This window comes from Rhodobacter capsulatus (assembly GCF_003254295.1).
GTDB lineage: Bacteria > Pseudomonadota > Alphaproteobacteria > Rhodobacterales > Rhodobacteraceae > Rhodobacter > Rhodobacter capsulatus.
Genome location: NZ_QKZO01000004.1, coordinates 256,536 through 270,749 on the forward strand (window position 1 = coordinate 256,536; position 14,214 = coordinate 270,749).

10 protein-coding genes are annotated in these 14,214 nt (G+C 67.9%); 6 read left to right on the plus strand and 4 right to left on the minus strand.

All coding sequences use genetic code 11. The features are described 5' to 3' along the window. Positions 1 to 166 precede the first annotated feature (166 nt). The 4 genes from ftsZ (at position 167) to recN (ending at position 5,696) form a co-directional block, all read left to right on the plus strand. Positions 167 to 1,885, plus strand: coding sequence for a cell division protein FtsZ (ftsZ, locus tag LY44_RS07730; RefSeq protein ID WP_055213501.1), 1,719 nt, complete (start codon positions 167 to 169; stop codon positions 1,883 to 1,885). 216 nt (positions 1,886 to 2,101) lie between these two features. Beyond that, on the plus strand, positions 2,102 to 3,019 hold the full coding sequence (lpxC, locus tag LY44_RS07735) for a UDP-3-O-acyl-N-acetylglucosamine deacetylase (RefSeq protein ID WP_055213499.1): 918 nt from the start codon (positions 2,102 to 2,104) through the stop codon (positions 3,017 to 3,019). Positions 3,020 to 3,170: 151 nt separating this feature from the next. Beyond that, complete coding sequence (locus LY44_RS07740) at positions 3,171 to 4,016, plus strand: outer membrane protein assembly factor BamD (RefSeq protein ID WP_055213497.1); 846 nt, start codon at positions 3,171 to 3,173, stop codon at positions 4,014 to 4,016. A gap of 30 nt (positions 4,017 to 4,046) precedes the next feature. Continuing rightward, positions 4,047 to 5,696: a DNA repair protein RecN gene (recN, locus tag LY44_RS07745; protein ID WP_055213495.1), complete on the plus strand. Its 1,650-nt coding sequence runs from the start codon at positions 4,047 to 4,049 to the stop codon at positions 5,694 to 5,696. A gap of 164 nt (positions 5,697 to 5,860) precedes the next feature. Here recN and LY44_RS07750 read toward each other — a convergent pair whose 3' ends face one another. Together LY44_RS07750 and LY44_RS07755 are read right to left on the minus strand one after the other, a co-directional pair. After that, positions 5,861 to 6,253, minus strand: a complete 393-nt coding sequence (locus tag LY44_RS07750; RefSeq protein ID WP_055213493.1) for a Cif family virulence factor — start codon at positions 6,251 to 6,253, stop codon at positions 5,861 to 5,863. Further along, positions 6,250 to 7,635: an FAD-binding oxidoreductase gene (locus LY44_RS07755; protein WP_055213491.1), complete on the minus strand. Its 1,386-nt coding sequence runs from the start codon at positions 7,633 to 7,635 to the stop codon at positions 6,250 to 6,252. Before LY44_RS07755 ends, LY44_RS07750 begins: the two co-directional genes overlap by 4 nt. 158 nt (positions 7,636 to 7,793) lie before the next feature. Here LY44_RS07755 and LY44_RS07760 point away from each other — a divergent pair, with 158 nt between their 5' ends. Together LY44_RS07760 and LY44_RS07765 are read left to right on the plus strand one after the other, a co-directional pair. After that, a complete protein-coding gene (locus LY44_RS07760; RefSeq protein ID WP_055213488.1) occupies positions 7,794 to 9,179 on the plus strand; it encodes a bifunctional enoyl-CoA hydratase/phosphate acetyltransferase in 1,386 nt (461 codons plus the stop codon). After that, entirely contained in the window at positions 9,179 to 10,348 is a 1,170-nt protein-coding gene (locus LY44_RS07765; RefSeq protein WP_055213486.1) for an acetate/propionate family kinase, read from the plus strand. Before LY44_RS07760 ends, LY44_RS07765 begins: the two co-directional genes overlap by 1 nt. Before the next feature lie 184 nt (positions 10,349 to 10,532). Here the strand turns inward: LY44_RS07765 and LY44_RS07770 are convergent, their stop codons facing one another. Further along, positions 10,533 to 12,332 (minus strand): aminopeptidase P family protein, encoded by a 1,800-nt coding sequence (locus tag LY44_RS07770; RefSeq protein ID WP_055213484.1) that lies wholly within the window; start codon positions 12,330 to 12,332, stop codon positions 10,533 to 10,535. Between the two features lie 7 nt (positions 12,333 to 12,339). Next, entirely contained in the window at positions 12,340 to 14,214 is a 1,875-nt protein-coding gene (cobT, locus tag LY44_RS07775; RefSeq protein WP_055213482.1) for a cobaltochelatase subunit CobT, read from the minus strand.

The following is a 14,214-nucleotide window of genomic DNA, read 5'->3' on the forward strand; positions in this document are numbered from 1 at the left end:
GATGATGCGTCATGCGCGAAATGCCGCCCAACGTCTCTGGCAGCTGTCCACATTTTGTGGATTTGTTGTGTTTTTTGGGTGACGGAACCCTGAAAGCTGGATACTATTGACAGTAATATCGGGGACAGTCGGCCGTCGAAGGCCGCGGGAACACAGGCGGACTCCTATGACCTTGAATCTGAGCATGTCAGAGCACGAAGACCTCAAGCCGCGGATCACCGTCTTCGGGGTCGGTGGTGCGGGTGGCAACGCGGTCAACAACATGATCGACAAGGCGCTGGAAGGCGTCGAATTCGTCGTGGCGAACACCGATGCGCAGGCGCTGCAGCAATCGCGCTCGCGCGATCGGATCCAGATGGGCGTGAAGGTGACCGAGGGTCTCGGCGCCGGGGCCCGTCCCTCGGTCGGCGCCGCCGCGGCCGAGGAAAGCATCGAGGCGATCGTCGATCATCTGGTCGGCGCGCACATGTGCTTCATCACCGCGGGGATGGGCGGCGGCACCGGCACCGGCGCGGCCCCGATCATCGCGCAGGCCGCCCGCGAGCTGGGCGTGCTGACCGTCGGCGTGGTGACGAAACCCTTTCAATTCGAAGGCCCGAAACGCATGCGTCAGGCCGAGGCGGGGATCGAAGCCCTGCAAAAGGTCGTCGACACGCTGATCATCATTCCGAACCAGAACCTGTTCCGTCTGGCGAATGAAAAGACCACCTTCACCGAAGCCTTCGCGCTGGCCGATGACGTGCTCTATCAGGGCGTCAAGGGCGTGACCGATCTGATGGTCCGTCCGGGCCTGATCAACCTCGACTTCGCCGACGTGCGCGCGGTGATGGACGAGATGGGCAAGGCGATGATGGGCACGGGCGAATCCGAGGGCGATGACCGCGCCGTTCAGGCCGCCGAAAAGGCGATCTCGAACCCGCTGCTCGATGAAATCAGCCTGCGCGGCGCCAAGGGCGTGCTTATCAACATCACCGGCGGCTATGATCTGACGCTGTTCGAGCTGGACGAGGCCGCCAACCGCATCCGCGAGGAAGTGGACCCGGACGCGAACATCATCGTCGGCTCGACGCTGGATCCGTCGATGGAAGGCATGATGCGGGTGTCGGTCGTGGCGACCGGCATCGATGCCGCCCCGGCGCAGGAAATCCCGGTGCCGCGCCGCTCGATGGCCGAACCGCTGAAGGCCGCGGCGCCCGCCCCCGCCCCGGTCGAAGCCGCGCGTCCGGCGCTGACCGTGACCTCGGCGCAGCCGGTGACGATGGCGCAACCCGCGCCGCAGCCCGTGGCGTCGCAACCCGCGCCGCAGCCGGTCGCGCAACAGCCCGCGCCGCAGCAACCGGCCGCGCAGCCGGTCTATGACCGCAACCTGTTCGAGGCCCCGGTCGCCGCCGCGCCCGCGCCGCAGCCGATGCACGCGCCCCAACCGCAACCGCAGCCGCAACAGTTCAGCGACGAGCTGCCGCCGCCCGCCTATCAGCCCCGCGCCGCCGCCGCGCGCGAGATGATGCTGGACGACGAGGCGAGCTTCGTCGCGCCGCGTCCGCGCGCGCCCGGCCAACCCTCGCCCGAGGCGCTGGCCCGGCTGCAGGCCGCGGTGAGCAAGGTGCCTTCGGGCAACCCGGCCCCCGCCGCGGGCTATCACCGGCCGATGGCGCAACCCGCGGGCAGCCTCGCCCGCGCCCCGGCGCCGCAACCGGCGGAAAAACCGCGTTTCGGGATCAATTCGCTGATCAACCGGATGACCGGCCATGCCGAGGCCGCCGCGCTGGCCCCGACTCAGCGTCAGATGCCCGCCGCGCCGCAGCATCAGCCCTATGACGACGAACAGGATCCCGATCAGGATCGCATCGAAATCCCGGCTTTCCTGCGGCGTCAGGCGAATTGACGCATCACAACATGTCGCGCAAGGGCCGGTGAAAACCGGCCCTTTTCTTTTGTTCATCAAATATTTAAGCCTTGGTCGGCGGGGATACGCCCAAGCTCCGGCCTTCTGTTTCAGTTTGTTGCAAAAGGTGAATTGTGTGTTTGGTCAACGGTTCTTAACTGATCCTCGGAACTCCCCGCCACGATCGGCCTGGGGAAAAGAAAGGCAAGCACGACCGTGCAAACCACGCTTGGCGCATCTGTCACCTTCGTCGGGATCGGCCTGCATTCGGGCAAGCCGGTGCGGATGATCGCGCATCCCGCCCCCGCCGATCACGGCATCGTCTTTCGTCGCACCGATGTGACGGGGGTCGATCCGCGCATCCCGGCGCTTTGGGATCATGTCACGCCCTCGAAGCTGTGCACGCTGATCGAGAATGCCGACGGCGTCTCGGTCTCGACGATCGAACATGTCATGGCGGCGCTGGCCGGTCTGGGCATCGGCAATGCGCTGATCGAGATCGACGGGCCGGAAGTGCCGATTCTCGACGGCTCCTCGGCGCCCTTCGTGAAGGCGATCCGCCGCGTCGGCCTGCGGCGTCTTGACGCCGATCTGCGCGCGATCCGGGTGCTGCATCCGGTCGAAGTGCGCGAGGGCGAGGCCGTCGCGCGGCTGGAACCGGCCGCGACGCTGGAGATCGATTTCGCCATCGACTTCGCCGATGCGGCGATCGGCAAGCAGGCGAAAAGCCTGAAGATGGCCAATGGCGCCTTCGTGCGCGAGCTGATGGACAGCCGCACCTTCTGCCGTCAGGCCGATGTCGATTACATGCGCGCCCATGGCCTTGCGCTGGGGGGCACCTATGAGAACGCCGTCGTCGTCGATGGCGCCGAGGTGCTCTCGCCCGGCGGGCTGCGCCATGCCGATGAGGCCGTGCGCCACAAGATGCTCGATGCGATGGGCGATCTGGCGCTGGCCGGGGCGCCCTTGATGGCGCGTTATGTCGGCAATCGGGCGGGCCATGCGCTGACCAACAAGCTTCTGCGCGCGCTTTTCGCCGATCCCGACGCCTGGGTCTGGGAAACCTGCTCGCCCGAACAGGCGCATCGTCTGCCGGGCGCGGGCGTGCTGCGCGGGGCGATGGCGGCGCGCTGAGCCTTCACGGCCGCGTCAGTCCTCCGCCCGCGCGCGAAAGGCGTTTTGCGCCGCCGTTTTTTCTGTGCTAGGACGGACGAAACAGCGGCTCCCCCGGGGGTCAGAGGCGGCAGACCGGACGCAGTTCCGGTGACGAACGGAAGAGGCAGCGATGGCAACGGGCAAAACGGCGGCGCTACGGGTCGGCAGTCTTGCGCTGCTTGCGGCTTTGGCGGCCTGCGGTCCGACACAAAAGGAGCCGCCGCTGGAAAACTTCACCGCCGAGGAAATCTTCAAGCGCGGCGAATATGAACTTGAGGTCGGCAACCCGCGCCGTCCCGCCGATGCGCTGCGCTATTTCTCGGAAGTGGAGCGGCTTTACCCCTATTCCGAATATGCCAAGCGCGCGCTGATCATGGAGGCTTTCGCCAGCCACAAGGCGAAGAAATACGAAGAGGCCCGGTCCTCGGCGCAGCGCTATCTGGACACCTATCCGGGCTCCGAAGATGCGGCCTATGCGAAATATCTGCTGGCGCTGAGCTATTACGACCAGATCGACGAGGTCGGCCGCGATCAGGGCCTGACCTTCCAGGCGCTGCAGGCGCTTCGCGCGGTGATCGAGGAATATCCCGACAGCGATTACGCCCGCTCGGCGGCGCTGAAATTCGATCTGGCTTTCGACCATCTGGCGTCGAAGGAAATGGAGATCGGCCGGTTCTACCTGAAAAAGGGTCATTACACCGCCGCGATCAACCGCTTCCGCGTCGTGGTCGAGCAATATCAGACCACCACCCACACGCCCGAGGCGCTGATGCGGCTCGTCGAATGCTATCTCTCGCTTGGCCTGACCGACGAGGCGCAGACCGCGGCGGCGATCCTTGGTCACAACTTCCAGTCCTCGCCCTTCTATGACGACGCCTACAAGCGTCTGAAAAAGATCGGTCTCGAGCCCGAGGCGAAGGGGTCGAGCTGGCTTTCGGCGATCTACCGGCAGGTCATCAAGGGCGAATGGCTCTGATCCCGCCGGGGATCGGGGCAGGGGACTGAGATGCTGTGCACGCTCGACATTCGTGACATGCTGCTGATTGACCGGCTGCAGCTTGACTTCGGCGCGGGTCTGAATGTGCTGACCGGCGAGACCGGGGCGGGCAAGTCGATCCTGCTCGATTGTCTGGGCTTCGTGCTGGGCTGGCGCGGCCGGGCGGAGCTGGTGCGCAAGGGCGCCGCGCAGGGCGAGGTGGTGGCGGTGTTCGAGCTGCCCGCGGGCCATCCGGCGCGCCGGGTGCTGGAAGAGGCCGGGATCCCGGCCGAGGACGAGCTGATCCTGCGCCGGGTGAATGCGCGCGATGGCCGCAAGACCGCTTTCATCAACGACCGCCGGGCGAGCGGAGAGGTGCTGCGCGCGGTCTCCGAGACCTTGGTCGAGCTGCACGGGCAACAGGATGACGGCGGGCTGCTGAACGCGCGCGGCCACCGGGCGGCGCTGGATGCCTTTGCCGGTCATGACGATCTTCTGGCGGCGGTCCGCACGGCCTGGACGGCGCGGGCGGCGGCGGCAAGGCGGCTCTCCGCGGCCGAGGCGGCGCTGGTCGCGGTGAAGGGCGAGGAGGATTTCCTGCGCCATGCCGTGGCGGAACTCGACAAGCTCGCCCCCGTCGCGGGCGAGGAGGCCGATCTTGATACCCGCCGCCGTCTGATGCAGGCGGCCGAGCGCATCCGCGCCGATGTGCTGCGCGCGCATCAGATCCTTGGCCCCGAGGGCGCCGAGGGCGCGATGCGCGATGCCGACCGCTGGCTTGCGGGTGCCGCCGACAAGGCCGAAGGGATGCTCGACGGCGCGATGGCCTCGCTGGAACGGGCGCTGATCGAGCTCGGTGAGGCGGTCTCGGGGATCGAGGCGGCGCTGCAGGCGATGGCCTTCGATCCGCGCGCGCTGGAAGCCTGCGAGGAGCGGCTTTTCGCGCTGCGGGCGGCGGCGCGCAAGCATGGCGTGGCGCCGGACGATCTGGCCGAGCTGAGCGGCAAGCTTTCGGCGCGGCTGGCGGCGCTTGATGCGGGCGAGGAGGGGATTTCCCGGCTCGCGGCCGAAGTCACGGCGGCCGAGGCGGCCTTTGCCGCGGCGGCGACGCGGCTTTCGGCGGCGCGGGCCGAGGCGGCGGGGCGGCTCGATGCGGCGATGGCGGCGGAGCTGGCGCCGCTGAAGCTCGAACGCGCGGTTTTTGCGACGAAAATCACCCGCGGCGAGCCCGGGCCCGAGGGCTGGGACACGGTCGCCTTCACCGTGGCGACGAACCCGGGCGCGCCCGCGGGGCCGCTTGACAAGATCGCCTCGGGGGGGGAGCTGTCGCGCTTCCTTCTGGCGCTCAAGGTGGTTCTGGCCAAGGGCGCGGATGCGCTGGTTCTGATCTTCGACGAGATCGACCGCGGCGTCGGCGGCGCCACCGCCGATGCGGTCGGGCGACGGCTGGCGCAGCTGTCGGAAACCGCGCAGGTTCTGGTCGTCACCCACAGCCCGCAGGTCGCCGCGCGCGGATCGCATCATTTCCGCGTCGCGAAATCGGTCAGTGACGGCATGACCACCTCGCGCGTCGAAGCCTTGCCGCCGCCCGAGCGGGTCGATGAGATCGCCCGGATGATCTCGGGGGCCGAGGTGACCGATGCCGCCCGGGCCGCGGCGCAATCGCTTCTGCACGGCTGAGGCAGGGGGGCGCTGCCCCCCGTCCGCAAGCGGACTCCCCCCGGGATATTTGCAGCAAGGTGAAAGGGCAGGGGCTTTCCCCGACCCCATTTCACCTTGGCCGAAATATCCCGGGGGGGAACTTGGCGTCAGCGCAAAGGGGGGGGCAGCGCCCCCCGCTTTTCTTACGATTCCACCACGAATTGCGCGGTGACGATCTGCCAATCCTCGGGGCCGAGGCGTTCGAGCGTGGCGCAAAGCACGGCGCCGATCCTGCCCGCATCCTGCCCGGCCTCGTCCACCAGACCCGAGAGCACGAAGCGCTGCAAAAGCACCGTCACCGCAGTGCCGATCGGGCGCAGCCGGGTGCGGCCCGTCACCAGCCGCGCGCGCTGGAAGGCGCCGGCGAATTCGCCCGCCATCAGCTCGGCGATCGCCGTCCGGCCCTGCGCCGCGCCACCGGTCAGGCTGAGCAACTCGCCATCCTCGACGAACAGCTGCGACAGCCCCAGCGCGTCGCGCGCCCCCCAAAGCACGGCAAAGGTCCGCGGCAGCTCTTCCGGTTGGCTCAGGCTCACGGCATCTCTCCGGCTTGCGGCACCAGCTTGCCGGGGTTGAGGATGTTCAAGGGATCGAGCGCCGCCTTGATCGCCCCCATCACCGCCCAGGCGTCGCCGTGTTCTTCCGCCATCATCGCGCGCTTGCCAAGGCCGATGCCATGCTCGCCGGTGATCGTGCCGCCCATCGCCAGCGCCATCGCGGCCAGATCATGCGCGACCTGTTTCGCCGTCGCCAGTTCCGCCGGGTTGTCCCGGTCCAGAAGCAGGATGGCGTGGAAATTGCCGTCGCCGACATGGCCGAGGATCGGACCCGTCAGCCCCGCCGCGGCGATCAGCGCCCGCGCCCGCGCCACCGCCTCGGCCAGCCGCGAGATCGGCACGCAGACATCGGTCACCAGCCCCATGCAGCCCGGCCGCGAGGCGATGCAGGCCGAATAGGCGCCATGCCGCATCTTCCAGAGCCGGTTGCGGTCCTCGGTCGTCGTCGCCCATTGGAAATCGGCGCCGCCCATCTCGGCCACCACCTCGCCGAAACGTTCCGAGGCCTCGGCCACGCCTGCCTCGGAGCCGTGGAATTCCACCATCAGATGCGGCGTCTCGGGCAGGGTGGTGCCGTTCATCTTGTTGAAGATGCGGGCGATGTCCTCGTCGACGAATTCGATCCGCGCGACCTCGATGCCGAGCTGGATGACATGTTGCACGGTTTCCACCGCCGCCTCGAACCGCTCAAAGGCGCAGACCGCCGAGGAGACCGCCTCGGGCTGGCCATGCAGTCGCAGCGTCAGTTCGGTGATCAGGCCGAGCGTGCCTTCGGAGCCGAGCATCAGCGCCGTCAGATCATATCCGCTGGCCGATTTCGCCGCGCCCGAGCCGGTGCGGATCACCCGCCCGTCGGCCAGAACCACGCTCAGCCCCGCCACATTGTCCCGCATCGATCCATAGCGCACCGTCGTCGTGCCAGAGGCCCGCGTCGCCGCCATCCCGCCAAGCGACGCATTCGCCCCCGGATCGACCGGAAAGAACAGCCCCGTCGCGCGCAGCTCGGCATTGAGCGCCTCGCGGGTGATGCCGGGCTCGACCCGCACCAGACGGTCTTCGGCGCGAACCTCCAGCACCCGGTTCATGCGGCTGAAATCGACCACGATCCCGCCCGCAACCGCCAGAGCATGGCCTTCAAGCGAGGTTCCCGCCCCCCAGCCGACCAGGGCCACGCGATGGGCCGCGCAAATTTTCGTGAGGGCCGCGACCTCCTCGGTCGTTTCGGGGAAGACCACCGCCTCGGGCGGGGTCAGGGGGAACCAGGTCTCGGATTGGCCATGGCTTTCGCAATCTGTCCTTTTTTTGCTGATCCGATTGCCGAAAATTACCTGCGCCTCTTGCCAGAATGTCGCGTCTGCCATCTGCCCCTCCCGCTGTCGCCCCGTCTTATGCGGATCGGCGCCGTCCGGAAAGGGGCGAAAAACCGCAGCAACAGGCGTTGAACAATGTCTCTGGCGGATGCACCACTCCGCTGGGACAGGAGAACGCCGCAGAGTCGCGGTGATGGAGGGAGTCCGCGATGATTTTCGAAAGCCGCATGTATCACGAAATCGAGCCGGGGATGAGCGCAGAGCTGCGCCGGCTTTGCACCGCCGATGATATCTATGCCTTCGTCGCTGCCTCGGGGAACCACAACCCGATGCACCTCGAGCATGTTGACGAAGACGGGCAAAAGGAAAAGCCGCTGGCGCCGGGGCTGTTCGTGGCCGCGTTGATTTCCTCGCTTCTGGGCTCGATCCTGCCCGGGCCGGGCACGCGCTACCGCGACCAGCAGCTGACCTTCCATGATTATGTCACCGCGGGCGAGGAGCTGGTGGCCAAGGTCACGGTGACGGACAAGGAGCCCGAGGGCGTGATCGTGCTGGCAACCGAGGTGCGGCGGGTCGAGGGCGGCGCGCTGATCTGTTCGGGCACGGCCCGGGTTCTGGCGCCCAAGACCTATATCCGCTACGAGGAAATCGACGCGCCGGGGCTGATCGTGCAGCGCCACCGCCATTTCGAGGCGCTTTTGGAAAAGGCCGAGGCGCTGCCGGAACTGGCGACGGCGGTGGTCTGCCCCGAGGAGCAATCGGCGCTCGAAGGCGCGCTGATCGCGGCCGAGCGCGGGCTGATCAAGCCCATCCTGATCGGCAATCCGGCCAAGATCGAGGCGGCGGCGAAGGCGCTGTCGAAATCGCTGTCGGGCTTCGAGATCGTCGAGATGCTGAGCCACCGCGAGGCCGCCCGGGCGGCGGTCGAGCTGGTGCGCGCGGGCCGCGCCCAGTCGATCATGAAGGGGCACCTGCACACCGATGATCTGCTGCGGCCGATGCTTGACAAGGAAAAGGGGCTGCGGATCGGGCGGCGCTTCACCCATGTCTTCGTGATGGACGTGCCCGGCGTCAGCCATCCGCTGCTGGTCACCGATGCGGCGATCAACATTGCCCCCGATCTGGCGACCAAGGTCGACATCGTGCAAAACGCCATCGATCTGGCGATTTCGCTGGGCATGGAGACGCCGAAGGTCGGCGTGCTGAGCGCGGTCGAAACGGTGAACCCGGCGATGCCGAGCTCGATCGATGCGGCGCTTTTGTCGAAAATGGCGGAGCGCGGGCAGATCCGGGGCGGGGTGGTCGACGGGCCGCTCGCCATGGACAATGCGGTCGATATCGGGGCTGCGCGCACCAAGGGGCTGCGCGGGCCGGTGGCCGGTCATGCCGATGTGCTGGTGGTGCCGGGGATCGACGCGGGCAACATGCTGGCCAAGCAGCTGGCCTATATTTCCCACGCCGAAGCCGCGGGCGTCGTGCTGGGCGCGCGGGTGCCGGTGATCCTGAACTCGCGGTCGGATTCGGCGATGGCGCGGCTGGCTTCGGCCGCCGTCGCCTCGATCCACTGGAACCGGATCTGCGGGGGGAATGCCTGATGACGCGCGCGATTCTGACGCTGAACGCGGGCTCATCATCGCTGAAGCTCGGGCTTTTCGACGAGGAGCTGGCGCCCCTCGCCACCGCGCATGTCGACCGTCTGGGCGCGCCCGAGGGCTCGCTGAAACTGAAGGATGCAGCGGGCGATGCCATGCCGGTGCCGCATCTGGGCCCGGATGATTTCGCCACCCACACGCTGGCGCTGCGCTCGGCGCTTGGCGCGTTTCGCACCGACATGCCGGAGCTGGAGATCATCGCGATCGGGCATCGGATCGTGCATGGCGGCACCGATCACGCCGAGCCGGAAAAGGTCACCGACGTGCTGATGGACCACCTCGAACGGCTGAACCCGTTTGCGCCGCTGCACCAGCCGCACAACCTGGCGGGCGTGCGCGCCGCGATCGAGGCCTTTCCGGGCGTGCCGAATGTCGCCTGTTTCGACACCGCCTTTCATCGCGGCCATCCCTTTGTCGATGACACTTATGCGCTGCCGCGGCACTATTACGAAAAGGGCGTGCGGCGCTACGGCTTCCACGGTCTGAGCTACACCTATATCGACGGCGTGCTGGCGGCCGAGGAACCCGAACTGCGCGCGGGCCGGGTGGTGATTGCCCACCTTGGCTCGGGCGCCTCGATCTGCGCCGTGCACGCTGGCCAGTCGATCTCCTGCACCATGGGCTTCTCGACGCTGTCGGGGCTGCCGATGGGCACGCGCGCCGGGGAACTGGACGCGGGCGTGGTGCTTTACCTGATGGATCAGGAAAAGATGAATGCCGAGGACATCACCGAGCTGCTGTTCAAGCGCTCGGGGCTGATCGGCATGTCGGGGGTGTCGAATGACATGCGCACGCTCGAAGCGTCGAAGAGCCCGCATGCCGCGGAAGCGATCGACTATTTCTGCCATCGGGTGAAGCGCGAGATCGCCTCGCTGGCGGCGGCGATGGGAGGGATGGATGCGCTCGTCTTCTGCGGCGGGGTGGGCGAGAATTCCTCGCATGTCCGCGCCGCGGTTTGCGAGGGGCTCGACTGGGCCGGGATCACGCTGGACGAAGCGGCGAACCTGGCACATGCGCGCGAGATTTCCACCGGGCGCGTCGCGGTGCGGGTGATTCCGACGAACGAGGAAGTGGTGATCGCGCAGGCGGCGAAAGACGCGCTGCATCTCTGAACCGGGCCGGGGCGCTGCCCCCGGACCCCTGAGAGAGGGGGGGCTGCGCCCCCCCCCCCTTGCCTGCGGCAATTCACCCCCGCGGCGTATTTTGCCAAGGAAAACCGAGAGCTGTTTTCACCTTGGTGCAAATATCCCGGGGGGAGTCCCGCAGGGACGGGGGGCAGAGCCCCCCCTTCTGCGGTCAAAGCGGGGCGCAGGCCGCGCTCAGCCAGGCGCGCGCCGCCGGGCTCACAAGCGGGCCGATCCGGTCCAGCACCCCCGCGTGATAGGCGTCAAGCCAGTCGCGTTCGCCGCGCGAGAGCATCTCCACCACGATCAGGCGGCGGTCGATCGGCACCCAGGTCAGGGTTTCGAAGCACAGATGGTCGCGACCGTCGCCGATCTTCGGCGCCTCGGCCACCAGGATCAGGTTCTCGATCCGGATGCCCCACTGGCCCTCGCGGTAATGGCCCGGCTCGTTCGACAGGATCATGCCCGGCGCGAGGGGCACGTCGGAGATGCGCGAGATCCGCGCCGGGCCCTCATGCACGCAGAGCGCCGCGCCAACGCCGTGCCCCGTGCCGTGATCATAATCCATCCCCGCAGACCAGAGCGCCACCCGGGCGAGCGCGTCCAGGTCGCGCCCCGCAAGGCCGCGCGGGAAACGGGCGCGGGAAATTGCGATCATGCCTTGCAGCACCCGGGTAAAGGCTTCGGCCGCGCCCTCGGGGACCGGGCCCACGGCGAGGGTGCGGGTGATGTCGGTGGTGCCGTCGGGATATTGCGCGCCAGAGTCGATCAGCAGCAGTTCCCCGGGGGTGACCTTGCGGTTCGTCGCCTCGGTCACCCGGTAATGCACGATGGCGCCGTTCGGCCCGGCGCCGCAGATCGTGTCGAAGCTGATGTCCAGAAGCTGCCCCGTGGCGCGGCGGTGCTGTTCCAGCTGCGTGACCACGTCGATTTCGGTCAGGGCGCCCTTCGGCGCCTCGGCGTCGAGCCAGGTCAGGAACTCGACCATCGCCGCGCCGTCGCGCAGATGGGCGGCCCGCATCCCCGCCACCTCGGCGGCGGTCTTGCGGGCCTTGGGCAGGATGCAGGGATCCTCGGCCCAGAGCACCTCCGTGCCCATCGCTTCCAGCTCGCGGCCGACCTGATGCGGGGCCGAGGCGGGATCGACCAGAACCGGGCCTTTCAGGCCGCGCAGCGCCGCGTCGAAGGCCGCGACCGGGCGCAACGTCACCGCGTTGCCCAGATGCGCGCGCAGCGCATCCGAGAGTTTCGCGGCCTCGGCGAAAAGCGTCAGATCGCCGTTCGCCTGCAGCACGGCAAAGGCCTGCATCACCGGGTTGCGGGGAATGTCGGCGCCGCGGATGTTCAGCGCCCAGGCGATGCTGTCGGGCAGGGTCAGCACCGCCGCCGCCGCCCCCTGTTTCATCAGCGCCGCGCCCAGACGCTGGCGCTTCTCCGCGCTCGGCTCCCCCGCAAACTCCGCCGGATGCACCCGTGCGGGCGCGCTCGGCGGGGCGGGGCGGTCGGTCCAGATCGCGTCGATCAGGTTCGCCGTCTCGACCAGCGCGATGGCCGATCCGTCCAGCGCGCGGCGCAGATCCTCGACCTCCTTGCGCGTGTGCAGCCAGGGGTCGAAACCGATCCGCCCGCCCGCGGGCAGGTGCTCCAGCAGCCAGGGACCGGCCTTGACCTCGGGCCAGGGGACGGGGGTGAAGGCGGTCAGATCGACCTCGGATTTCACCTGCACCCGGTAGCGGCCGTCGATGAAGACCCCGGCGATGTCGGGCAGCACGAGGCAGAACCCGGCCGAGCCGGTGAAGCCGGTCAGCCAGCCCAGCCGCGCGTCACACTCGGCGACATATTCGCCCTGATGCACGTCGGCGCGCGGGATCAGGAAGCCGGTCATACCCTCCGACGCGATCGCCTTGCGCAGTGCCGCAAGCCGCCCGGGGCCGTGCGCGCGCGTCGAGCGGGTGGTGAAATCCTGAAACATGCGCGGCTTACCCCGTCTTTTTCGTGCCCAGAATGCGCGCCCGTGCCCGCGGATCGCTGTCAAACAGCGCGGCAAGCTGTTCGGTCATCGCGCCCGCCAGCTGCTCGACATCGGTGATGGTGACGGCGCGCGAATAATAGCGCGTCACGTCATGGCCGATCCCGATGGCCAAGAGTTCCACCGCGCGCTTGCGTTCCACCATGGCGATCACGTCGCGCAGGTGTTTTTCAAGGTAGATCGCGGGGTTGACCGACAGCGTGGAATCATCGACCGGGGCGCCGTCGGAAATCACCATCAGGATTTTCCGCGCCTCGGGCCGCGCCATCGCGCGCTTCCAGGCCCATTCGAGCGCCTCGCCGTCGATGTTTTCCTTCAGCAGGCCTTCCTTCATCATCAGGCCAAGGTTCGCGCGCACCCGCCGCCACGGCGCATCGGCCGATTTGTAGATGATGTGGCGCAGGTCATTGAGCCGCCCCGGCCCCTGCTTGCGCCCCTCGGCGAGCCATCTTTCGCGCGATTGCCCGCCCTTCCAGGCCCGGGTGGTGAAGCCGAGGATCTCGACCTTGACCGAGCAGCGTTCGAGCGTGCGCGCCAGCACATCGGCGCAGATCGCGGCGATGGAAATCGGCCGCCCCCGCATCGAACCGGAATTGTCCAGCAGCAGCGTCACGCAGGTGTCGCGAAACTCGGTGTCCTTTTCGATCTTGAACGACAGCGGCGTCGTCGGGTTCGCCACGACGCGGGCGAGCCGCCCGGCGTCAAGCGTGCCTTCCTCGCGGTCGAATTCCCAGCTGCGGTTCTGCTGTGCCTGCAGGCGGCGTTGCAGCTTGTTCGCCAGCCGCGCCACGGCGCCTTTCAGCGGTTCGAGCTGGGTGTCCAGATAGGCGCGCAGCCGTTCCAGCTCCGCCGCCTCGGCCAGATCCTCGGCGCGGATTTCCTCGTCGAACTCGGTGGTGAAGACGGTGTAATTCGGATCGGCATTCGAATGCGGCGCGGGCGGCGGCGGCTCGGGCGGCGCGTCGGCCTGCGGCATGTCGATCTCGTCGCCGCTCTCGTCATCGGCCAGATCGTCCTGGCTGACGGTGGTTTGCCGCTGATCCTGCTGCTGTTCCTGACTTTGCTCGGGGCTGGCCTCGCCCTCGTCGTCCTGCTGCTCTTCCTCCGAGCGGTTGTCCTGATCCGCGTCGGGATCTTCCTCGCTCTCCTGATCGGCCTCGTCGTTTTGCTGCGCGTCGGGATCCTCGCCCAGCTGATCGCCGTAGCCCAGATCGGCAATCACCTTGCGCGCAAGACGGGCGAAGGCGGCCTGATCGGAAAGCGCCGCCTCGATGCCCTGAAACTCCGCGCCCGCCTGATCTTCAAGGAAGCCGCGCCAGAGGTCGAGCACATGGTTCGCGGCCTGCGGCAGCTTCCGCCCCGTCGCCATTTCGCGCACCATGTAGCCCGCGGCCACCGCCAAGGGCGCCTCGGCCTGGGTGCGGATCTGGCCATAGCCCTTGCGCTCGGCCTCAAAGCCGATCTTGAAGTCGATGTTGGTCAGCGTGCCCGGCATGTCGCGCGCGCCAAGCGCTTCGCAGCGCGCGGTTTCCATCGCCTCGTAGAGCGATTTCGCCATGTCGCCCGCGGGCGCATAGCGGGCGGCCACAGTTGTGTCGTGATGGCGTTGCCGCAGCGCCAGCGCATCGCCGGTACCGCGCGCCATCATGATCTCGTCGCGCGTCATCCGGCGCGAGACCTGCGGCAGGCGCATCTGATCACCCGCCACGCCGGGCGGATCGACGCTGAAACTGACGCTCAGATCGGGCGCATCGGCAAGGGTCCGCGTGGCCTCGGCCAAGGCCTTCTTGAACGGATCGGCGGGGTTGTCACTGGGCTTCGTCAT